This window comes from Pseudomonas sp. WS 5027 (assembly GCF_012985695.1).
Lineage (GTDB): Bacteria > Pseudomonadota > Gammaproteobacteria > Pseudomonadales > Pseudomonadaceae > Aquipseudomonas > Aquipseudomonas hygromyciniae.
In genome coordinates this window covers 1-21784 of the sequence record NZ_JAAQWU010000028.1, presented here as the reverse complement: position 1 = coordinate 21784, position 21784 = coordinate 1, and the positions used below count along the sequence as shown (strand labels likewise).

18 protein-coding genes and 3 pseudogenes are annotated in these 21784 nt (G+C 61.5%); 8 read left to right on the top strand and 13 right to left on the bottom strand.

Going from position 1 to position 21784, the window contains the following annotated elements:
* Positions 1-115: 115 nt before the first annotated feature.
* Positions 116-1657, top strand: a complete 1542-nt coding sequence (norR, locus tag HBO09_RS25445; RefSeq protein ID WP_169999096.1) for a nitric oxide reductase transcriptional regulator NorR — start codon at positions 116-118, stop codon at positions 1655-1657.
* Positions 1658-1697: 40 nt separating this feature from the next.
* Here the strand turns inward: norR and HBO09_RS25440 are convergent, their stop codons facing one another.
* Positions 1698-2609, bottom strand: a complete 912-nt coding sequence (locus HBO09_RS25440; protein WP_169999094.1) for a DMT family transporter — start codon at positions 2607-2609, stop codon at positions 1698-1700.
* 136 nt (positions 2610-2745) lie between these two features.
* Here HBO09_RS25440 and HBO09_RS25435 point away from each other — a divergent pair, with 136 nt between their 5' ends.
* Entirely contained in the window at positions 2746-3630 is an 885-nt protein-coding gene (locus HBO09_RS25435) for an AraC family transcriptional regulator (RefSeq protein WP_169999091.1), read from the top strand.
* On the opposite strand, the pseudogene HBO09_RS29090 reads toward HBO09_RS25435, so the two are convergent.
* From HBO09_RS29090 to HBO09_RS25400, 9 genes and pseudogenes are all read right to left on the bottom strand, one after another.
* A pseudogene (locus tag HBO09_RS29090) lies at positions 3626-3712 on the bottom strand (outer membrane lipoprotein carrier protein LolA); the annotation flags it as partial. The gene HBO09_RS25435 and the pseudogene HBO09_RS29090 overlap by 5 nt on opposite strands.
* Before the next feature lie 41 nt (positions 3713-3753).
* Positions 3754-3843 (bottom strand): annotated as a pseudogene (locus HBO09_RS29085) (outer membrane lipoprotein carrier protein LolA); the annotation flags it as partial.
* Positions 3824-5293, bottom strand: coding sequence for a D-alanyl-D-alanine carboxypeptidase/D-alanyl-D-alanine-endopeptidase (gene dacB / locus HBO09_RS25430; RefSeq protein ID WP_169999088.1), 1470 nt, complete (start codon positions 5291-5293; stop codon positions 3824-3826). The pseudogene HBO09_RS29085 and the gene dacB, both read right to left, overlap by 20 nt.
* A 69-nt stretch (positions 5294-5362) precedes the next feature.
* Positions 5363-7792, bottom strand: a complete 2430-nt coding sequence (locus HBO09_RS25425) for a TonB-dependent receptor (protein ID WP_169999085.1) — start codon at positions 7790-7792, stop codon at positions 5363-5365.
* 182 nt (positions 7793-7974) lie between these two features.
* Positions 7975-8952, bottom strand: a complete 978-nt coding sequence (locus HBO09_RS25420; protein WP_169999082.1) for a FecR family protein — start codon at positions 8950-8952, stop codon at positions 7975-7977.
* The gene (locus tag HBO09_RS25415) at positions 8949-9524 is read right to left on the bottom strand and encodes an RNA polymerase sigma factor (RefSeq protein ID WP_169999079.1); all 576 of its coding nucleotides are present in this window, start codon (positions 9522-9524) and stop codon (positions 8949-8951) included. The genes HBO09_RS25420 and HBO09_RS25415 overlap by 4 nt, the downstream gene beginning before the upstream one ends.
* A gap of 9 nt (positions 9525-9533) precedes the next feature.
* Complete coding sequence (locus HBO09_RS25410; RefSeq protein WP_169999076.1) at positions 9534-9860, bottom strand: DUF3325 domain-containing protein; 327 nt, start codon at positions 9858-9860, stop codon at positions 9534-9536.
* Positions 9860-11434 (bottom strand): PepSY-associated TM helix domain-containing protein, encoded by a 1575-nt coding sequence (locus HBO09_RS25405; RefSeq protein ID WP_169999073.1) that lies wholly within the window; start codon positions 11432-11434, stop codon positions 9860-9862. The genes HBO09_RS25410 and HBO09_RS25405 overlap by 1 nt, the downstream gene beginning before the upstream one ends.
* On the bottom strand, positions 11431-11733 hold the full coding sequence (locus HBO09_RS25400) for a DUF3649 domain-containing protein (RefSeq protein ID WP_169999071.1): 303 nt from the start codon (positions 11731-11733) through the stop codon (positions 11431-11433). Before HBO09_RS25400 ends, HBO09_RS25405 begins: the two co-directional genes overlap by 4 nt.
* A 232-nt stretch (positions 11734-11965) precedes the next feature.
* On the opposite strand from HBO09_RS25400, the gene HBO09_RS25395 reads away from it, so the two are divergent.
* From HBO09_RS25395 to fecA, 3 genes are all read left to right on the top strand, one after another.
* Entirely contained in the window at positions 11966-12454 is a 489-nt protein-coding gene (locus tag HBO09_RS25395) for a sigma-70 family RNA polymerase sigma factor (RefSeq protein WP_169999068.1), read from the top strand.
* Positions 12451-13395 carry a FecR family protein gene (locus HBO09_RS25390; protein ID WP_169999063.1) on the top strand — a complete coding sequence of 315 codons (945 nt, stop codon included), beginning with the start codon at positions 12451-12453 and terminating at the stop codon, positions 13393-13395. The genes HBO09_RS25395 and HBO09_RS25390 overlap by 4 nt, the downstream gene beginning before the upstream one ends.
* 90 nt (positions 13396-13485) lie before the next feature.
* On the top strand, positions 13486-15831 hold the full coding sequence (gene fecA, locus HBO09_RS25385) for a TonB-dependent Fe(3+) dicitrate receptor FecA (protein WP_169999059.1): 2346 nt from the start codon (positions 13486-13488) through the stop codon (positions 15829-15831).
* 199 nt (positions 15832-16030) lie between these two features.
* Here the strand turns inward: fecA and HBO09_RS25380 are convergent, their stop codons facing one another.
* Both HBO09_RS25380 and HBO09_RS25375 read right to left on the bottom strand, forming a co-directional pair.
* On the bottom strand, positions 16031-16438 hold the full coding sequence (locus HBO09_RS25380) for an HPF/RaiA family ribosome-associated protein (RefSeq protein WP_169999057.1): 408 nt from the start codon (positions 16436-16438) through the stop codon (positions 16031-16033).
* A gap of 212 nt (positions 16439-16650) precedes the next feature.
* Positions 16651-17598, bottom strand: coding sequence for a LysR substrate-binding domain-containing protein (locus HBO09_RS25375; protein WP_169999054.1), 948 nt, complete (start codon positions 17596-17598; stop codon positions 16651-16653).
* Positions 17599-17736: 138 nt separating this feature from the next.
* Here HBO09_RS25375 and HBO09_RS25370 point away from each other — a divergent pair, with 138 nt between their 5' ends.
* From HBO09_RS25370 to HBO09_RS25360, 3 genes are all read left to right on the top strand, one after another.
* A complete protein-coding gene (locus tag HBO09_RS25370; protein WP_169999051.1) occupies positions 17737-19113 on the top strand; it encodes an L-serine ammonia-lyase in 1377 nt (458 codons plus the stop codon).
* Between the two features lie 60 nt (positions 19114-19173).
* The gene (locus HBO09_RS25365) at positions 19174-20463 is read left to right on the top strand and encodes a serine/threonine transporter (protein WP_169999048.1); all 1290 of its coding nucleotides are present in this window, start codon (positions 19174-19176) and stop codon (positions 20461-20463) included.
* 257 nt (positions 20464-20720) lie between these two features.
* Positions 20721-21038 (top strand): DUF3509 domain-containing protein, encoded by a 318-nt coding sequence (locus HBO09_RS25360; RefSeq protein ID WP_169999046.1) that lies wholly within the window; start codon positions 20721-20723, stop codon positions 21036-21038.
* A gap of 1 nt (position 21039) precedes the next feature.
* Here the strand turns inward: HBO09_RS25360 and HBO09_RS25355 are convergent.
* Positions 21040-21249, bottom strand: a pseudogene (locus tag HBO09_RS25355) (phosphate-starvation-inducible PsiE family protein); the annotation flags it as partial.
* Positions 21250-21784 lie beyond the last annotated feature (535 nt).

Below are 21784 nucleotides of genomic sequence, written 5' to 3'. Positions count from 1 at the left end.
TGTGATACTCAGCATTCGTGCCAACAAATAATTCCTTATTTATCAATGAGTTAATTTATATGTAGTCAATATGACTTCCCACGCTTTATAGTCATTCGGACTACAAGGAGTCATTATGACTGCACATTCCCTGCTCACCACCCTGCTGCCATTGGTAGCCGACCTGTCCCGCGAACTGCCGGAAGGCGAGCGCTACCGACGCCTGCTGCAAGCCATGCGCACCCTGCTACCCTGCGACGCCGCCGCGCTGCTGCGCCTGGACGGTGAATGGCTGGTACCGCTGGCCGTGGACGGTCTGAGCCCGGACACCTTGGGCCGACGCTTCAAGATCAGCGAACATCCGCGCTTTGCGGTGCTGCTGAGCAGCCCCGGCCCCACCCGCTTTGATAGCGACAGCGAACTGCCCGACCCTTACGACGGCCTGGTCGATGGCCTGCATGGGCACCTGGAAGTCCACGACTGCATGGGATGCCCGCTGTTTGTCGACGACCATCCCTGGGGTCTGCTGACCCTGGATGCCCTCGACACCGAACGCTTCGAACGTGTCGAACTGGACGCCTTGCAGGCGTTTGCCAGCCTCGCCGCCGCCACGGTCAATGTCGCCGAACGCATGGAACACCTGGCCCTGCGCGCCGAGGACGAACACCAGCGCGCCGAAATCTATCGCCAGGCCAGCGGCCAGCAGCACAAGGAAATGATCGGCCAAAGCAAGACCCACAAACGCCTGGTGGAAGAAATCAAACTGGTGGGCGGCAGCGACCTGACCGTGTTGATCACCGGCGAAACAGGGGTCGGCAAAGAGCTGGTGGCCCAGGCCATTCACGCGGCCTCGCCCCGTTCGGAGAAACCGCTGATCAGCCTCAACTGCGCCGCGCTGCCAGAGACCCTGGTGGAAAGTGAGCTGTTTGGCCACGTTCGCGGCGCGTTCACCGGCGCGCTGAACGAACGGCGGGGCAAGTTCGAACTGGCCAATGGCGGCACCTTATTCCTCGATGAAGTCGGTGAGTTGTCGCTGACGGTCCAGGCCAAGCTATTGCGGGTGTTGCAAAGCGGGCAGTTGCAGCGACTGGGTTCGGATAAGGAGCACCAAGTGGACGTGCGCCTGATCGCCGCCACCAACCGTGACTTGGCCGAAGAAGTGCGCAACGGCCGTTACCGCGCCGATTTCTATCACCGCTTGAGCGTGTACCCGCTGCAAGTCCCGGCCTTGCGTGAACGCGGGCGTGACGTGCTGCTGCTGGCCGGTTTCTTCCTGGAACAGAACCGCTCGCGCATGGGCCTGGGCAGCCTGCGCCTGACCAGCGATGCCCAGGCGGCGTTGCTGGCTTATGGCTGGCCCGGGAATGTGCGAGAGCTGGAACACTTGATTGGCCGCAGCGCGCTGAAGGCCCTGGGCAATTGTCGGGAACGACCGAAGATCCTCAGCCTCAGCGCCAAGGACCTGGACTTGCCCAATGAGTCTGCCCCCTTGATAGAAGAGCCCGCCGAGCTTGCGCTGGTGAACGGCGACCTGCGCCAGGCCACCGAGCATTACCAAAGACAAGTCATCAGCGCCTGCCTGGAACGCCATCAGCACAACTGGGCCAGCGCCGCCCGCGAACTGGGACTGGACCGCGCCAACCTGGGGCGCATGGCCAAGCGCCTGGGCCTGAAGTAACGCCGATCAAACTGTGGGAGCTGGCAAGCCAGCTCCCACATCAGATTTGCTTCGGCTCCAACAGCGGACTCACAGGCGTAATCGCCCGGGGCTTACGAAACACCAACACATTCCCCAGCATCACCAGCACCAACCCACCCAGCGCGGGGGCGGTCCACTGGTAGCCTTCGAGCAGCGCCGAGACGTTCAGCGCCACCACCGGAAACAACACCGTGCAATACGCCGCTCGCTCCGGGCCCATGCGGCCGACCAGGGTCAGGTAGGCGGTAAAGCCGATCACCGAGCCGGGGATCACCAGGTACAACAACGAGCCGATATAGCGGGTGTTCCATTCCATACCGAACGGAATGCCCTGGACCACGCAATAAAGGGCCAGCATCGAGGCACCGTAAGCCATCCCCCAGGCGTTGGTGGTCAACGGCTTGAGTCCGGCTTTCTGTTGCAGGCTCGACAGCATGTTGCCCGCCGAAAAACACAGGGTGCCCAACAACGCCAGGCCCAGGCCCATCAGCGTCTCGGGGCTGGCGCTATGCCCGGCCAGTTCCGGCCAGAACAGCAAACCCAGGCCCATCAAGCCCAGGCCGCCGCCCAACAGAACATTGCGCGCGACGTTCTGGCCGAAGAACACTCGGGCATTCAACGCATTCCACAGCGTCGCGGTGGAGAACACCACGGCCACCAGGCCACTGGGGATCCACTGGCTGGCGGTGAGGAAGCACATGAAGTTCACGCAAAACAGGCATAAGCCCTGGGCCAGGCAGATCAGGTGCCCACGGCGGTTCATCACCTGCAACTTGCGACTGAGCAGCAACAACACAAACAGCACCAGTGCCGCCAGAGCGAAGCGATAGACGATGGATGCCGCAATCTCCACCACGCCCAGCTGCCATTTGAGGGCGATCCAGGTCGTGCCCCAGATCAGCACGGTCAGTAAGTACAGGGATAGGTTCATGGCGCACTCCAGTGGTTGAGCCACAGTTTCACCCCGACTGGTTGCCCGGCACTTGCAGATTCTTGCGCTTTTGTCGGGCCGAGGGATCACAGCGCCAGCCGCCGGGAGTAGGATGCAAGGCGTCGGAGAGAACCCCATGTCTGCACTGGAAAACCTACAAGTCTTCAAAGCCCTGAACAGCTCGCCCAACGCTCGCCTTGAGCTGAGTGCCGAGCTCGGTGACGGCTTGTCTGCGGCTTTATGGAGTAACCATCACGATTCCCAGGACTACGAGGCACCCAGCCATCACACCTTGTCTTGCTATGTCGGCGGTGGCACCGAGACATTTCGCCGTGGCCAGCCCGGCACCAAGGGCGGCCCCGACAAATTGTGCATCCTGCCCGCCGAACATCAGTCGGCCTGGGTGATCAACGGCGAAATCCGCCTGGCCCACGTGTACTTCAGCCCGGAGCAATTTGCCCTGGGTTGCGTCACCCTGCTGGACCGCGAACCCCGGGCGTTGCAACTGCGTGAAAGCACGTTTCTGGAAGACCCGCAGCAGGCCGGACGTTTTCACCAATTGATCGGCCTGAACTGGCAGGAGCCCGCCGAACGCCTGCTGACCAGTAGCCTGGCCCATGAAATGCTCAGCCACACCCTGCTCAGCCAGGTCGGCCTGCGCGAAGGCTTGCGCCTCAAGGGTGGATTGGCGGCACACCAACGCCGGCAGTTGGTGGAATACATCGAACAGCAACTGGCCGAGCCGCTCAGCCTGGGGCAATTGGCGGGGTTGTGTGCGTTGTCGGAATACCACTTTGCGCGGATGTTTCGCACAAGCTTTGGCCTGCCGCCCCATCAATATGTGCTGGCCCGCCGCATGGTGCGGGCCCAGGCCATGTTGCGCAGCGGGTCACTGCCGTTGGGGGAGATTGCCCTGGCGTGTGGGTTTTCCAGTGCTAGCCACTTTACCAACCGCTTTCGCCAAGCGATGGGAGCGACACCAGGTGAATACCGGCAAGCGTTCCAACCCCGCCCCCTGTAGGAGCGAGCTTGCTCGCGAAAAACCTGAGGGCGATGCGGGGCGTCAGGTTCACCGCGTTATCGTTAACGACCTTCGCGAGCAAGCTCGCTCCTACAAAATACCAGCAGCCGCTCCAACCCCGCCCACTGTAGGAGCGAGCTTGCTCGCGAAAAACCTGAGGGCAACGCGGGGAGTCAGGTTCCCCGCGTTAGCGTTAACGACCTTCGCGAGCAAGCTCGCTCCTACAAAGGACTGTCGCCACACGGTCTTCCACAGCCTTGATCCGGCTGCCCTCCACCACGTAGTTATTGGTCAGCATCGAAAACACCAACCGCCGCCCACCCGCGTCGGTGATGTAGCCCGTCAACGACGACACCCCACCCATCGAACCCGTCTTGGCCTGCAGGTTGCCTTGCGCCGCTGTCCCGCGCAGGCGGTAACGCAGGCTGCCGCCGCTCAAGCGATCCGGGTCGCCGGCGATGGGCAACGCGTCGTACCAGGCGTTGAACCACGGCTGCTTGCCCATGGCCAGCAGCAGGTCGGTGAAGTTCTGCGCCGACACCAGGTTACGTCGCGACAACCCCGAGCCATCCACCTGGTTCAGCGTCGCCGGGTCCAGGCCTTGGCGGCGCAGAAAATCCGCAACCGCTGCCACACCCGCCGCCGCCGTGCCGGCATTCGCCCGTTGACGCCCCATGGCCTTGAGCAGCGCTTCGGCCATGCTGTTGTTGGACAGTTTGAGCAACGGCCTGATCAGCTCCTGCAACGGTGCCGACTGGTGTGTCGCCAACACAGTGGCGGTCGCCGGACTCACACCACCGATCACGCGCCGGCCCTGTACGCTGATCCCCTGCTCCGCCAGGGCCTGGGTAAACAGATTGGCCACCAGTTGCGTCGGCTCCCACACGCTGACCCATTGCCGGCTTTGCGTCCCCGGCTTGAGGGTGCCACTGAGGCGCAGCAGGTTGCTGCCATGTTGGCGATTGAGCCCATAGCTGTTGCCCGGGCCACTGACGGCCAGATTGCTCAGTTGCACATAATCGGTAGGTGGGCTGAGGGTGACACTCAGCGGTTGGCCGACCGCCACGGGCGCCTTGGCCGTGACGATCAAGGTGCCCGCATCAAAATCAGAATTGGGTGACACGGTCAGCGCGGAAATCTGCGCGCCGTAATACTTGTCCTCGTCGTCATGGGCCCAATCCACACCCAGGCGCTCGGCGTCGAACCAAGTGTCATCGAACACCAAATCGCCCTGGATCTGCTGGATGCCCTGCCCGGCCAGGCTCGCCGCCAGCGCCTGGTAATCGGCCCACTGAATCGTCGGGTCGCCCAGGCCGCGCAGGTACAGATTGCCCATCAGGCGCGCGCCTTGTTGGCTGCCATTACTCAGCAACTGCGTAGAAAACCGATACTGCGGGCCCAGTACATCCATGGCCGCCGCCGTGGTCAGCAGTTTCATGCTGGACGCCGGCACCAGCCGCGTGCGTGGATTGTGCTGGTACAGCGTGCTGCCGCTGCGGGCATCGCGCACCATCAAGGAAACGCTGGCACCGGCCAGCGCCGGGTCGGCCAGCAATTGGTCCAGCGCCTGTTCGCTGGTTGTCGAAGACGTGGCACAGCCACCCAACAACAGGCTCACGCCCACCAGCATGGCACTGGTGTGTATCCATCGTCCCAACTGCATCAAACCGTCCCGGCAATCATCAAAGAGCGCAACGCTAGCAGCTCAGGCCGCCAGCGTCATCGCCGATGATCAGAACTCCAGGGTGCTGGACAACGACACTTGGCGCGCATCGCCCATGGACACAAACAAACGGCTGACGGCCGAGGTGTAGTAAGTACGGTCAAACAGGTTCTTCACGTTGAGCTGGAACTTGACCTTCTGCCCGTCGACCTTGGTGTCATAGGTGGCAAACGCATCCGCCACGGTGTAGCCCGGCAGGTCAAAGCTGTTGAGGGCATCGCCGGCACGCTCGCCGACATAACGCGCACCGGCACCGACGCGCAGCTGGTCGCCGCCCACGATAGTGCCGAAGTCGTACACGGCTGAAACAGAACCGGAATTCTTCGCCACGTTTTGCAGGCCTTTGCCTTTGTAGGTCGGGTCTTCGGTGACTTCGGCATCGGTGTAGGCGTAGCTGCCGATCAGGCTCCACTGCTCGGTCAACTGCCCGCTCAGGTCCATTTCCAGGCCACGGGAACGCACCTTGCCGGCGACGCTATAGATCGAGGTCGCGCCCTCGGTGATCGACACCAGCACGTTGCGCTTGTGGATATCAAACAACGCCACGTTAGCGGTGATACGCCCCGGCATATCGAGTTTGGCTCCCAGCTCCCAGGACTTGGACTGTTCCGGGGCAATGCTGCCGTCGATCACCATCTTGTTGTTGAGCGGCGCAATGGTGGAGTTGGGTTTGAACGACTCGGTGTAGCTGCCATAGAACGACAGCGCATCGGTATAGCGGTACACCAGACCGGCGCGGGGCACCCACTTCTGGCCGTTGCTGTCGGTGTTGGCCGTAAACGGGCGGCCTTTGCCGGCGTACTGGTCGTACTCCTGGAAGCGTGCGCCACCGACCAGGATCCACTGGTCGCTAAGGTGGATGGCATCCTGGAAAAACACCGAGTCGCTGCGTAGCAGATCGGTCTGGTTGCTGTCCGGCGCGCTGACCGTAGTGCCCGCCACTTCGCGGCCATACACCGGGTCGTTGTAGTTGAAAACGCTGCGGCTGGCCTGGCGGATCAGGTCGGCACGGTAGATTTTGCGGTACTCGTCATCCAGGCCGAACACCAGGTCATGGCGCATGCCGGCCACGTCCACCTTGCCTTCGAGGCTGACGGTGGTGAAGCGGTCGGTGGTCAGCGCGCCCTGGGTGCCGTCCATGTTGCGGTTCAGGGTGCCATTGGCGTTGACCTTGCTCACGCGCACCTGGCTGGCGTCGTAGGTTTCGCGGTTCCAGCTGTAGCCGAAATGGGCCTTCCAGTCGTCATTCAGGTCGTGGTCGACCGCGAAGCGATACAGGTCGGAGCGGCCTTCCATATTGTTGAACGGCTCGTCCAGGCGGCGCGTGGCGGGGATGTCCAGCGGGTGATTGGTCTTGGGGTCGATGGCGGTGCCACGGTCGAACGGCGAGAGGAATTCGCGGTGCTCGTAGGCCAGCAACACTTGGGTGGTGTCGCCGTACCAGGCCAGGGACGGTGCGATCAGGCTTTCGCGATAGGTGCCAAAGTTGCGCCAGTAGTCTTCGTCCTGATGATCGACGATCAAGCGGTAAGCCAGGCCGCTGTCGCCGATGGGGCCTGTGGTATCGAGGTTGCCACCGCTGCCGTTCTTGCCGCTGCCATAGGTCGAGCCGCGCACGGTAAGGGCGGTGGATGGGGTCAGCTCGGGTTTCTTGCTGACGATATTGATCACGCCGCCCGGGTCCTGGATGCCATACAGCAACGACGCCGGGCCCTTGAGCACTTCGACGCGCTCGGCGGTTTCGTTCAGCGCCCGGCCCTGCACCACTGGCATGCCGTCGCGCATGACCGAGCCATTGCGGTTGTCACCAAAGCCACGCAGCATCACCGCATCCTGGGTACTACCCAAGGTGTTGGCCTGGGTGATGCCGCTGATATTGGCCAATGCATCGTCGAGGTTGCGCGGCACTTGGTCGCGCATCACCTGGGCCGGCACCATGTTCACGGTTTGCGGGGTTTCCAGTAGCAAGCCCTGGGAGCGCATCACCGAACTGGTGGGCGGTGGCTGGTAGCTGGTGGCTTGCTGCGGGTTCACGCCACTGATGGTCGTGGCGCCGAGGTTGACCGCGCCTTCGGTCGGCAGCGGTTCAAGGGCCAGGGTGCGCGCGTCGATCTGGCGGAAGGTCAAGCCGGAACTGCCCAGCAGGCGCTGCAGGGCCTGGGCCGCACTCATCTGCCCAGTCACGGCCGGGGCATTGAGGTTGTAGGGCGCTTCGTCGGTGTAGACCACACTGATGCCGGTCACGCGACTGAAATCGCTCAGTGCCTGGGGCAACGGTTTGGCCTGGAGTGCGAAGTTGAAGACCGTGCTTTGCTGTTGCGCATCCGCCGCCTGCGCCAGGCTCAGCGGCCATACTGCCAGACCTGAAGCGGCCAGAAGGGAGGCTCCCAGCCACTGTTTAACCGAACCGCCTGCCACCGACTTTGCCCTGGACTTCATGCTGGAGAACCCGTGTAGATAACGCTGTTAATGCGAATTGATCGCAGTTTCAAGCACTACACGGATGGCGTGGGGTTTTACCTCAGGTGAAATTGAAAATAATTTTACCCTCAGCCTTTGTTCTTGTTTTTGCCCCACCCCATTCCCTGTGGGAGCTGGCTTGCCAGGGGTGTGGATAGTTTTTAGCGAACGACGATCAGCCGGCCCAGCACGCTGTGCTGCTCAAAACCCAGCACCGCTTGCAATGCATTGAGCACCGCCTCGGGGTCCTTGCTCGGGAAGCTGCCGCTGACCCGGCGGACGCCGAGTTCGTCGTTGAGCAGCAGGATGCGGCCGGGGTAGTAACGGCCAAGGTCCTTGACCACATCGGCCAACGGCGCCTTGTAGTAGTTGAGCCAGCCATCGCGCCACCCTAGGCGTGATTCACTGTCCACCGCATGCCGCTCATCAGCCACACCCTCGGCGTAGGCCACTTGCTGACCAGCCGTCAGAATCTGCTGAGTACCCTGGGCAGAAGGCGTCACCCCTACTCGTCCCGACAACACCGTCACCTGGGCGCCCGCCGGTTGCAGGCGCACTTCAAACTGCGTGCCGAGCACCCGCACTTCGCCACTGCCAGCGTGCACCACAAAAGCTTGCCCGGTGTGGGTCACATTGAAAAAACCGGCGCCGCGGCGCAGTTGGATATGCCGCTCACCGTGGCTGAAATCCACGGCAATCGCGCTGTCGGCATCCAGGGTGACTTGGCTGTGATCGGCCAGGGTCACGGTTTTGACTTCACCTGGAGCGCTGACGTAATCGGCACCCAGATCATCGGCCCAGCGCTGCGGCTGCCAACCCGCGCCCATCGACACCATCAACACCAGGCAAGCCGCCATCGCCAGTGCCGTAGACCAGCGGCGCACGCGGGAGTGTTTCGCGCCGTCCATGGCTTTGAGGTAACGCTGCAGGGCCAAGGCGTCTTCATCGGCCAGGGTGCTCGCCGGCACTTCGCTCAATTCCCACAACACCTGGGCCTGGGCATAGGCCTCGACATGGGCCGGGTCGGCGCGCAGCCAGCGGCTGAAGGTGGCCTGGTCGCCACTGCTCGGCGCATCGTGCAGCAGGCTGAGCCAGGCCAGGGCGGCCTGTTCCTGGGCGGGCGTCGGGGTGACGTTCACGGTGCTTTCCCTGGCGAGCGTGGTGGTGGGGTTTCACGAAGGCTGGCTTTGCAGGCTTCGAGGGCGCGCATCATATGTTTTTCCACGGCACTTTGGGACAGGCCCATGGCCTTGGCGATTTCTGCGTATTTGCGCCCGTGGATGCGGTTGAGCAAAAAGATCTGCCGCGTACGCTCCGGCAAACTGCGCAGCGCCGCTTCCACATGGCGCAGATCGTTGCCCGCTTCCAGCGCGGCCTGGGGCTCGCAGCTGTGATGATCCTGCTGTTCCGGCAACCAGCTTTCATTGCCACGCACCCGCGCACCTTCGCTGCGCAAGTGATCGATGGCGATATTGCCGGCGCAGCGCAGCAGGTAGGTGCTGAGTTCTTCGACCTGCACTAGGGGCCGGCGCCAGAAACGCAGGAACAAGTCCTGCACCAGGTCCGCCGCCGTCGCCCGACAACCTACGCGGCGGCTGACCAACGCCTCCATCTGTGAGCGCTGGGACAAAAATACCTGCAGGAAATGTGCGCGCCCGCCCGACGATTCTGCGTGGGGCTGATCCTGGGGTTCGGGCGGGGTGCTGATCATCGACAGGGCTCAGAGGGTCGCCAAAGCCGCGACGGGGCTGGCCAGCAGGCCGACGCCCGCGAGGATCAAGGCCAGCCTTGGCCGATACGGCAACAGCAACACCAGCAGCAGCCCACTGAGCATCAGCACCGCGCACCAGTCCACCAGGCCCCGGCTCCAGCCGGCCATGTGCACCGCCGGCCAGATCGACAGCGCCAACAGCAGCCATCCGCCCACGCGCAACCCCAGGCGCCGCCGTGGCGAAGGTTTGCTGTGCAGCAACTCGCCGTGGTGACGATCCAGGGACAGGCACAGCGCAACAAAGCCTGCGTAGCACAGCAACAAGGCCAGCAACATCAGTGCACCTCGCCTTTGAGGGTCAGTGGCCGGGCACGCTCGGCCCGAGGTTGAGCGGCGCTGCGGTGTTGCATTTTCCAGGCGGCCCAGGCCAGGAACAGGCCGCTGCCCAGGCACGTCAGATCAAAGCCGGCCATGGCCCAATCGCCCTTGGCCAGGGACACACCCAGGTGCTCGGAGGTGGTCAGCGCATTGAGCAGCGGCACCGCCATGAACAACACGGCGCCCAGGCCCAGTTGCTCGACCCAGGCCCGGCGGCCACGGCGCAGCATGGCGTGAAGCAAGGTCAGGCCCCAGGCGATAAAGAAGCTCTGCACTTCCCAGTCCGAACGCTCGGCGAAGGTCGCAGGCAGCAGGCGATTGGCCCAGAAAAACACAGCAATGGCGATGACCAGCCCGGACATACTGGCCAGGTTCAGCACTTCCACCAGGCGCAATTCAAACGGCATCACTGCGGCTTTGGCATGCTTGAGTTGACGCTTGCCCAGCCAGATCACCAGGCCGGTGCCAATCATCGCCGTGCCCGCCAGGCCGCAGATAAAGTACAACCACCGCAGCACCGGGCCGGCGAAATGCCCCATGTGCAGGCCGTAGAAGCTGCCCCCAATCGCCATCGGCAGCGACTGCTCGGCACTGACCCGCAGCAGTTCGCCCGTGTTGCCATTGAAGGACACGGTGCTGCCGAAATCATGCACCACCCGGTCAGAGCCGGCGCGGGAGACATTGACCGAGGCATTCACATCGCCAGGGTTGTTCACCGCCAGTCGCCCCACATGCCCACCGCCCCACTGCGCCCGCGCCTGTTCCACCAGCGGCGCCAAGGGCAGCAGTTTGCCCGGCTGGCCGAGAGCCGGCGCGTTGTCGGTGGCCGGGAACAATTCATTGAAGAAGGCGCGAGTGTCGCCGTCATAGGACGCGAGGATGCTGGCGGGCATGACCATGGTCATGAAAATCACCAGACTGCTGTAGGTGATCATCAGGTGGAACGGCAACACCAGCACGCCGACCGCATTGTGCCCATCGAGCCAGGAGCGCTGGCCCTTGCGCGGGCGGAAGGTGAAGAAGTCCTTGAAGATTTTCTTGTGGGTGATGATCCCGGTGATCAGCGCGACGAACATCACCATCGCCGCGATGGTCGACAACCAGCGGCCCCACGGATGGGGCATCTGCAACTGGAAGTGGAACCGGTAGAAGAACTCGCCGCCCATGGTTTCACGGGCCTGGAGTTGTTCGCCGGAGACCGGGTCGAGCATTTTCTCGATGAAATTGCCGCGCCGGCCAGGGTCGATCTTGTCTTGCCACATCACCGATAAACCGGGGTCGCGGCTATCGGGCAAGCCGATAAACCAACGGGCCGCCGTGGGGGCGTGCTGTTCCAGGTAGCGCTGCGCCACGGCCACGCTGCGCGCATCGTCCACGGCATGGGCGGGCACTTCCGGCTGCATCCAGTGGGTGATTTCGCCCTTGAAGTAAGACAGGGTGCCGGTGAGGAAAATCGCGAACAGCAACCAACCGAAAATCAACCCGGCCCAGGTGTGCAACCAGGCCATTGCCTGACGGAAACCCTCTTTCATGGGCGCCCCATCCAATAGGCCAGGCCAGCCAGGGTGGCCAATATCGCGCAGGGCACCAGCACGCCAAACCAGGCGCGGGACGCACTGCGGCAGGCAAAACACCAGATCACCGCCAACAGGTAGAACACAAAGGAACTGAGCATGCCGCTGACCACCGCATCGGCACGCGAGAGTGGCAGCCAGAAGGTCATGCACACGCTGGCCAGGGACGCCAACCCATAGCCGCCGACGACAGCCGCCAGCAACCGCGACGTCACACCGAGGCGATAGGAAAGAGGAAGTGAGGCTTTGCTTTTCATGCCGCTGGCGCCTGGCTTATCAGGGGCGGGAGTTTAATGATAAATATTCTCATAAGCAAAAGAGAACGACGAACATCGAATGTGCCATCGCAGGCAAGCCAGCTCCCACAAGTGAGTGGCGGCTATAAAAGCGGCTATCGGTCTTCTGCCGATTGCTGAATGCCATCTCGCCCCCTACAATGCGAACAATTCTCGTTACCTGAAGCATGCAGATGCTCCCGGAGTGTTCGCGTTGCGGCCGTCCAATACCGTCGAAGTCCTGTATCACGACCATCACCACTGGCTGACCGGCTGGTTGCGACGCAAGCTTGGCTGCCCGCAAAGTGCCGCCGACCTGGCCCAGGACACGTTTATCCGGGTGTTGACCGCCCGCGAAACACCGACGCTGATCGAGCCCCGCGCCTTCCTCACCACCATCGCCAAGCGCGTGCTGTTCAACCACTACCGCCGCCAGGACCTGGAACGCGCCTACCTCGATGCCCTGGCGCAAATGCCTGAGCTCGCCGCGCCGTCGGAAGAAGAGCGGGCGATCATCCTGCAAACCCTGATGGAGCTCGACCAATTGCTCGACGGTTTGCCAGTGCAGGTCAAACGCGCCTTCCTGCTGGCTCAACTCGATGGCCTGACGTATGGGCAAATCGCTGCCGAACTGGGGATATCCATCGCCACCGTCAAACGTCATCTGAATAAAGCCGCCATGCGCTGCTATTTCGCCCTATGAACCCCGCCGCGAACTTCTCGACCCAAGTCGCCGAGCAGGCCGTGCAGTGGCTGATGCAAATGCAGCAAGGCCCGCTCAACCCGCGCCAACAGGCGAACTGGCAACACTGGATGGATGCCCACAGCGAGCATCAACGGGCGTGGGAGCATATACAGCGGGTCAACCAGCGCTTGCGTGGGATGCCCTCGCCCCTGGCCCATGCGGCGTTGAACGCACCGCAATCCAGTAGCCGGCGCCAGGCCCTGAAGCTGTTGTTGATTCTGGGCGCCGGCTCGGCAGCGACCAGGGGCTTTCGCCAGCAGCACTTGATCCCGCCATTGACCGCCGACTACCGCAGCCCCCTCGGCCAGCGGCGCAAGGTACAACTGGCCGATGGCAGCCAACTGCAACTCAATACCGCCAGTGCGGTGGATGTGCAATTCGATGGTCCACAACGCCTGATCCGCCTGCTCGAAGGCGAGATATTGCTGCGCGCCAACACTCCGCTGCAGATCATCACCGGCCAGGGCATCGTCACCACCCAGGCGGCGCAGGTGAATGTGCGCCAGTTCAACGATCACACCCAGGTCGCGGTGCTGGATGGTCAGGTGCAGATGTCACCCAAGGCCTACAGCGGCCTGCCCCTGACCCTGGAAAAATCGCGCCTGGCCAACCTCACCCGCAAAGGCTGGGATACGCCGCGCCTTACGGACGCCAACACTGGCGCCTGGGCCGACGGCATGCTGGTGGCGTCGCACATGCGTCTGGCAGATTTCCTCGAAGAACTGAGCCGTTATCGCCGCGGCCAATTGCAGTGTGATCCGCAGGTAGCCAACTTGCTGATCTCCGGCAGCTACCCGCTGGACGATAGCGAACGCATCCTCGACCTGCTGCAAATCAGCCTGCCGGTCAAAGTGCGGCGTTTTACCCGTTACTGGGTCAGCGTCGAAGCCCGCGTTTAAATTATTTTCGGCAACCGTGAGCCGTTTTCCGTACCTCGCGTGACAGAGAGGGAAAGCCACCCAGTTTCCCACCTCTGAGGAACGTTCTTCATGCCCCAGCAACCGACTCGTCTGACGCCACTTGCCCGCACGCTGCGCCACTTGCTGCTGGGCGCCAGCCTCAGTTTCAGCGCCCTGCCCTACGCCATGGCCGCCGAGGCCAAGCCTTATCACATCGCCCCGACGTCCCTGGAAGCAGCGCTGAATCAGTTTGGCCGTGAAGCCGGCGTGCTGATTTCCTTTGGCTCGGAAGTGACCGCCGGCGCGCAAAGCCAGGGCCTGACAGGTAGCTACACCACCGAACAAGGTTTGAACGCATTGCTCAAGGGCACCGGCCTGCAAGCCCGCGCCGAAGGTAACAACGCCTACAGCCTGCAACCACTGAACGCGCCGGCCACTCTGGAGCTGAGCACCTCAAATGTCGTGGGCGACTGGCTGGGCGATGCCGCGCAAACCAACGTCTTCGAACACCCCGGCGCCCGCGATGTGATCCGTCGCGAAGAATTCGAGCGCCAGGGCGCGACCCAGGCCCGGGACGTACTCAACCGCATTCCAGGGGTCAACGCTCCGGAAAACAACGGCACCGGCAGCCATGACATGGCGCTTAACTTCGGCATTCGTGGGCTCAATCCACGCCTGGCATCGCGCTCGACGGTATTGATGGACGGGATTCCGGTGCCCTTCGCCCCGTATGGCCAACCGCAACTGTCGTTCGCGCCGGTCAGCATGGGCAACATGGATGCGGTGGACGTGGTGCGCGGCGGTGGCGCCGTGCGTTACGGGCCGCAAAACGTCGGCGGCGTGGTCAACTTCGTGACCCGGGCGATTCCCGATGCGCCGACGGTCAAGGGTGGCCTGCAGACCGAGACCAGCCCGTCCTCCAGCCATGATGGCTTCAAGACCACCGGCAATCTGCTGGCAGGCGGCACCACCGACAATGGCCTGGGCGGCGCCATCCTGTATTCCGGCACCCGCGGCGGCGACTGGCGCGAACACAGCGACACACAAATCGACGACCTGATCCTCAAGGGCAATTACCAACTGGACGCAGCCAACAGCTTCAATGCCATGGCCCAGTACTACGAAGGTCAGGCCGACATGCCCGGTGGCTTGAGCACTGCGGCCTACAAGGCCGACCCATATCAGTCCACCCGCCCCTACGACAAATTCTGGGGCCGCCGTACGATGTTTAACGTGGGCTACCGCTACCAGGAAGATCGCCGGGAATTCACCGTCAACAGCTTCTTTACCAAGACCCTGCGCAGCGGTTATCTGGACCAGGGCAGCTTCCTTTCGCTGTCCCCGCGCGAGTACTGGGTACGCGGCCTGGAAACGCGCCTGGCCCAAGGCTTCGACCTCGGCCCCACCAGCCACGAAGTCGGTGTGGGCTACCGCTACATCAACGAAGCCGGGCATGAATTGCGCTACCGCACGCCGATTGCGGCCAACCAGCAACTGCCCAACACCGACAGCCGCAACGACCGCGACACCCGGGGTGGCACCGAAGCCAATGCATTCTTTATCGACGACCGGATCGATATAGGCAAGTGGACCATAACCCCTGGCATCCGCTACGAGATGATCAAGTCGCAACAGACCAACAACCTGACCAACGTCAAATACAAGGGCGACTACAACACTGCCTTGCCGGCGCTGAACGTGCTTTATCACCTGACCGACGACTGGAACCTGTATGCCAACACCGAAGGTTCCTTCGGCAGCGTGCAGTACAGCCAGATGCCCAACCGCGTTAGCAGCGGCGCGGTCAAGCCGGAAAAGGCCCGCACCTGGGAAGTCGGCACCCGCTACGACAACGGCGCGCTGCGTGCGGAAATCGGAGCGTTCCTGATCAACTTCGACAACCAGTATGAAAGCAACCAGACCAACGACTCGGTGATCGCCCGTGGCGAAACCCGGCACCAGGGTATCGAGTCCAGCCTCAACTATGCTCTCGATGGCTTAAGCCCGACACTGGCCGGTTTTGATGTGTACGCCAGTTACGCCTACGTCGATGCAACCATCCGCGAAGACGGCCCGAACAAAGGCAACCGCGTGCCCTTCTCGTCCAAGCACAAAGGCACCCTGGGCGTGGGCTACACCGAAGGTGCGTGGAAGCTGAACCTGGACAGCACCTACCAGAGCAGCCAGTTCGCCGACAACGCCAACACCCGCGCCGAAAGCGTGGATGGCAGCACCGGGCGCATTCCTGGCTACATGCTGTTCAGCAGCCGCGCGGCCTACGACTTCGGGCCGCAGTTGTCGGATCTGAATGTTGCGGTGGGAGTGAAGAACATCTTCAACACCCAGTACTACACCCGCTCGTTTGACGACAACAACAAAGGCAAATACGTGGGCGAGCCGCGCACGGTGTATGTACAGACCTCGGTCGCGTTCTGACGGCCGGACTGCCGGCTTATTGTAGGAGCGAGCTTGCTCGCGAAAAGCATAAGAGCACCGCGTGCCAGCAGGATCTGCGCGTTATCGTTTACGCCCTTCGCGAGCAAGCTCGCTCCTACAGTGAAGCGTTCATCAGCCACAAAAAAACGGGCCTGCATCTGCAGGCCCGTTTTGTATGGGGTTGAAAAACAGTCAGCAATCAGCTGTTAAGCGCAGCCTGTTCGTTTTCCAGGAATTCCTCTTCAAGCCCGGCTTCATCGACTTGGTTGTTTGGCGTGCGTTTCTCTGCACGCGGCTTGCCTTGCAGCTTACCGAACAGATGCTCCAGCGCGTTCTCCAGCTTGGTGGCCGCCCCGTCGATCGCTTGTTCCAGGGTGTCGGCTTTATGGAGGACCGAAATCGGTTGATGACCCTTTGGCCGCGCTTCCAGGCGGCAACTCAAATCATGGGGGCCCGGCTTGTCGCCGTTCTCATCCCGCAGGTAAACCTCGACGCGGGTCAGGTCCTCTTCGTAACGTTCGAGCGTGCTCTCAATGGTAGTACGTACCCACTCCTCCAGTCGGATGCTGCATTCAATATGGTTGTCGCTGTTGACTTGGATTTGCATAGTGTTTCCCTTATTTCAGCTAGCTCGCCAGAGGTCACAACTGCAACACCGATGCGGCGAAACCATGACCTCTTGACTACACAATTGAGCACCTGACGGAACAATTCAACCCCTACGCAAAGATAAATCCTACATTACAAATTAAGTCTGACATCCGCCCAAAGCGCTGTTATGGTCGGGAGTTGGGTACACCCGCCCAACTGCGAAAATCCTCACAATTGACCCTCTCCCAAGGGGTGCAATCCGCGAAAAATCCCTGCTTCTTCCACCAGCCAGTCATGCACCGCACGCACGCCGGGATGGTTCAGCGCGCCTGGCGCATAGAGCAGCACGTAGCGCTTGTGATTCGGCACCGCGAGACCGAACGGCACGATCAAGGTGCCGCGCTCCAATTCATCATTGAGCAGGGTGCGCCGGGCAATCGCCACGCCCATGCCGGCAATGGCGGCCTCGATGGTCAGGTGGTTGCGATTGAAGGTGTGGCCGCGCCGCACGTCTGCGTCGTGATAGCCGATAGCATTCAGGTAAAACTCCCACTCCGCGTACTCATAACTCCCACGCCAGGCAGTGATGTCGTGCAATAGCGGGAAATGGGCCAGGTCGGCCGGGCCGTGCAGCGGTGGCCGACCACGCAACAGGCTCGGCGCGCACACCGGGAATATCTGCTCATCAAGCAAGGCTGTGGATAACAAACCCGGATAGCTGCCGTCGTTAAGGTCGATGGCCAGATCGAAGTCGCCTTCGTGCAAGGCAATGCTGCTGTCTTCGGCCACCAGTCGCAGTTGGATATCCGGGAAACGCTGCTGCAAACGCGGCAGACGCGGCGTCAACCATTTGCCGAGGAATGACGGAATCGAGCGCAGGCGCAAGGTGCCGCTGATCATCCCCGCATCCAGGCGCTGCAACTCGGCATCGATGCTGCCGTAGGCCTCATTCACCGTGATCGCCAGCCGCTGCCCCTCGGCACTCAACTCCACGCCGCGCGCCCGGCGATGAAACAGGCGAAAGCCCAGGCGCTCTTCCAATTGGCGAATCTGCTGGCTGACCGCCCCGGGAGTGATGTGCAGTTCTTCAGCGCAACGGGTAAAGGATAAATGCCGTGCGGCACAGGCAAATACGTGCAACCAGACATAGGTCTGAGCATGCAGAGGGCGGGCCATAGAGTTTAGTCCTGCTAAAGGGTGTCTTAGGATAATTCGTTGGTCAGTGCCGATCTAGAGGGGCAGTATCGCGCCACTTCCGCTTGTCCTACAAACAATGGCAGCGATTTCCTACTCCATAGCTTGTAAGGCTTTAGCATGGCTATCAGCGTTTTTGATCTATTCAAGGTGGGCATCGGCCCGTCCAGCTCCCATACCGTGGGCCCCATGCGGGCAGCGGCAACCTTCGCCCAGTCCCTCACCGACCAACAATTGCTGGAGCAAACCCAGCGCGTGGAAGTGCGCCTGTACGGCTCGCTGTCCGCCACCGGCGTGGGGCATGCCACCGACCGTGCGTGCGTAATGGGGTTAATGGGCGAATGGCCAGATCGGGTTGACCCTACCTCGATCGGGCCGCGTATCCAGCAGTTGCGCGAGTCCGGCCGATTGTTGCTTGCCGGCACCCAAGAAATTTTCTTCAACTGGCAGCACGATCTCCTGCTGCTGGAAGAAAGCCTGCCCTACCACCCCAACGCCATGTCCCTGCATGCCTACGGGGCAAACGGCCTGTTGAGCGAACAGACCTACTACTCAGTGGGCGGTGGTTTCATTATCGAGGCCGCGGAAGCCGAGTCGGGCGTTGCTCCCACCAGCGATGTAGAACTGCCCTACGACTTTTCCAGCGCCGTCGAACTGCTGGCCCTGTGCAACAAGCATGACCTTCGGGTTTCCGAATTGATGATGGCCAACGAGCGCGCCTGGCGCAGTGACGAAGACATCCGTAGCGGCCTGCTGCATATCTGGTCGGTAATGCGCGAGTGCGTCGAGCAAGGCCTGCGTGATGAGGGCATCTTGCCCGGCGGCCTGGATGTACCGCGCCGCGCCGCCAAACTGCACCGCAGCCTGCTGGAAATCGGCAAACCGAATGTGATCACCTCGACCTTGTCGGCCATGGAATGGGTCAACCTGTTCGCCCTCGCCGTCAACGAAGAAAACGCCGCCGGCGGGCGCATGGTCACCGCGCCGACCAATGGCGCGGCCGGGATCATTCCGGCAGTCCTGCACTACTACATGAAATTCAACGCCGACGCGTCTGATGATGATGTGGTCAATTTCTTCCTGGCTGCCGCCGCCGTCGGCATCCTGTGCAAGAAAAACGCCTCGATCTCCGGCGCCGAAGTCGGCTGCCAGGGTGAAGTCGGCTCGGCCTGCGCCATGGCCGCCGCGGGTTTGGCAGATATTCTCGGTGCCACCCCCGAGCAACTGGAAAACGCCGCCGAAATCGGCCTGGAGCACAACCTCGGCCTGACCTGCGACCCCGTAGGCGGCCTGGTCCAGGTGCCCTGTATCGAGCGCAATGCCATCGCCGCCGTCAAAGCCATCAACGCCACGCAAATGGCCCTGCGCGGCGACGGCAAGCACTTTATCTCCCTCGACCGGGTGATCCGCACCATGCGCGATACCGGCGCCGACATGCATGACAAATACAAAGAAACTTCACGGGGCGGCCTGGCTGTCAGCTGGGTGGAGTGCTGAGGAGCACGACGACCCGCCCCATACGTGAGCCCGCGCAAAAATAATAACGAGGCAATAACGATGACCGATGTACGTACACCTGCTGCCGAAAATCCCGCTTCTGTCACGCAAACCGTAACCACCGGCTGGAGCAAGCACGACACCACCTGGATGCTCGGCCTCTACGGCACCGCCATCGGTGCCGGCACCCTGTTCCTGCCGATCAACGCCGGGGTCGGAGGCTTCTGGCCATTGATCATCCTGGCGCTACTGGCCTTCCCCATGACCTTCTTCGCCCACCGTGGGCTGACGCGTTTTGTGCTGTCGGGCAAATCCGGCGACATTACTGACGTGGTGGAAGAACATTTCGGCGTTGGTGCCGGCAAGCTGATTACCCTGCTGTACTTTTTCGCTATCTTCCCGATCCTGCTGGTGTACAGCGTCGCGCTGACCAACACCCTCGGCAGTTTCATGGAACACCAACTGCACATGACCCCGCCGCCACGGGCGATTCTGTCCCTGATACTGATCCTCGGCCTGATGGCCATTGTGCGCTGCGGCCAGGGCGTGATCGTCAAGGCCATGAGCGTGCTGGTCTACCCGTTTGTCGCCGCCTTGCTGTTGCTGGCGCTGAGCCTGATCCCCAACTGGAATGGTGCGTTCTTCGCCTCCGCCAGCGAGGGCATGCCCCTGCCGGCATTCTTCAAGACCCTGTGGCTAGCGATTCCGGTGATGGTGTTTTCGTTTAACCATTCACCGATCATCTCGGCCTTCGCGGTGGACCAGAAACGCGTGTACGGCGCCCAAGCCGAACGCAAGAGCAGCGGCATCCTGGCCATGGCCCATGGCATGATGGTGCTCACCGTGATGTTCTTCTGCTTCAGTTGCGTACTGGCCCTGTCGCCCGCCGACCTCGCCGCCGCCAAGGCACAGAACATCTCGATCCTGTCCTACCTGGCCAACCACTTCCAGACCCCGGTTATCGCCTACGCGGCACCATTGATCGCGCTGGTGGCCATCACCAAATCCTTCCTCGGCCACTACATCGGCGCCAGTGAAGGCTTCCAGGGCCTGATCGTCAAATCCCTGCGCGGGCGCAACCGCACCCTGTCGGCGCGCTGGCTGGAACGTTGCACCGCCGTGTTCATGATCCTCAGCTGCTGGGCCGTCGCCACCTTCAACCCAAGCATCCTGGGCATGATCGAAACCATGGGCGGACCGATCATCGCGTGCTTGCTGTTCCTGATGCCGATGTACGCCATCCTCCGCGTGCCATCGCTGCGCCAGTATTCGGGTCAGGTGTCGAATGTATTTGTAGTGCTGGTGGGGCTGATTGCGCTGTCTGCGGTCATTTTCTCGCTAGTGCCCTGAAACAGACCACCCTGTAGGGGCGGGCTTGCCCGTGATGGCGGTATGTCAGTCACTGAATGGTTGGCTGATCCACCGCAATCGCGGGCAAGCCCGCTCCCACATGGGCAACTCATCGCCTGAAAGATTGCTGTACGGCACGCCCCTTGCTGTAGACCCACTGAAGGAAAACGGAGCTTGTGACCGGTGGTCAGGCAACACGAACCAATCCCCATACCGGTCGTCAATCAGTGCATGTTCTTATCAGGCGGTAACGCACCATGGACAATCCTTTTCAGCTGATCACCGACACGTTCACCCCAAAATACCGGGTCAACCTTAGCATCCAGCGCCTGGACGGCAGCATCATGCTGACCCTCTCCAACGACAGCGGCGTGGTTGCCAAACGCATGATCAGCGCCGAACAGCGCAATGACCCACAACGCCTCAAACGCCTGGTGCAAAGCGTGCAATTCGGCATTGCCATTGAACAGGGCCACAGCGCCATGGAGATCCTGGCGGTGATGACCGATGGCGATAGTCACAAACTGCTGCAGCGCCCGCCAAGCAACCGGCCGCCGATCACGGCCGGGCTCTGACTCAGGACTCGGACTTTTCCTTGACCGATGGGTAACGCGACGACGCAAAGCGCACCACCAGGATGGCAAACGCCAACAACAGAATCCCACCGCACAGGTAAATGATGCCCAGGTCCGGGGCATTGTGGTGGGACACGTCGCCGATCAGCAGGCGGGTCAATGCGGTGATTGCTACGTAGAGCAGGAAGCGGATGGGCATGTGGTTGGTCTTGACGATTTAGCCGGGAATTTTTCAAAAAAAATTTAGTATTTTTCGATCATATTAATTTTCCGAAACTACGGGGCAGGTGGAGTCAGATGACGAGGCTGAACTGAACCCTAGACCTTTAATTCAATCCTTGACACATTGCGCCCTACGTGAAAGAAAACTGACGATTGCGGTTCATAAAATTGCCAAGGCCATCTTCCAATGCTAATACAGCTTCTCACAAGCCTTCTGCCCACACTCACCCCGAAGAATACTAAAGTCCACTTGGCTCAACATAATGGGTTAGAACACCCTATGGATGTGTACCTAGAAGGTGGTTTTGATAAGTGGCAATCGTGGCAAACTCGTAAGAATTTTGAATGTCAGTACGTCATAGGACTGGTGGAGTTACCCGGCACGAAGAGGTGGCTGCTAGTGTGCTGTTCGCGAAATAACCTACTCTACTTGCACGATCTCAAGCGCCTCACGAGCCCGTTGGATTTTGCTCAAAATCTCCTCTCCCTTTGCGTTCCAAACGTACCGGGTCGGCTGAGCATTT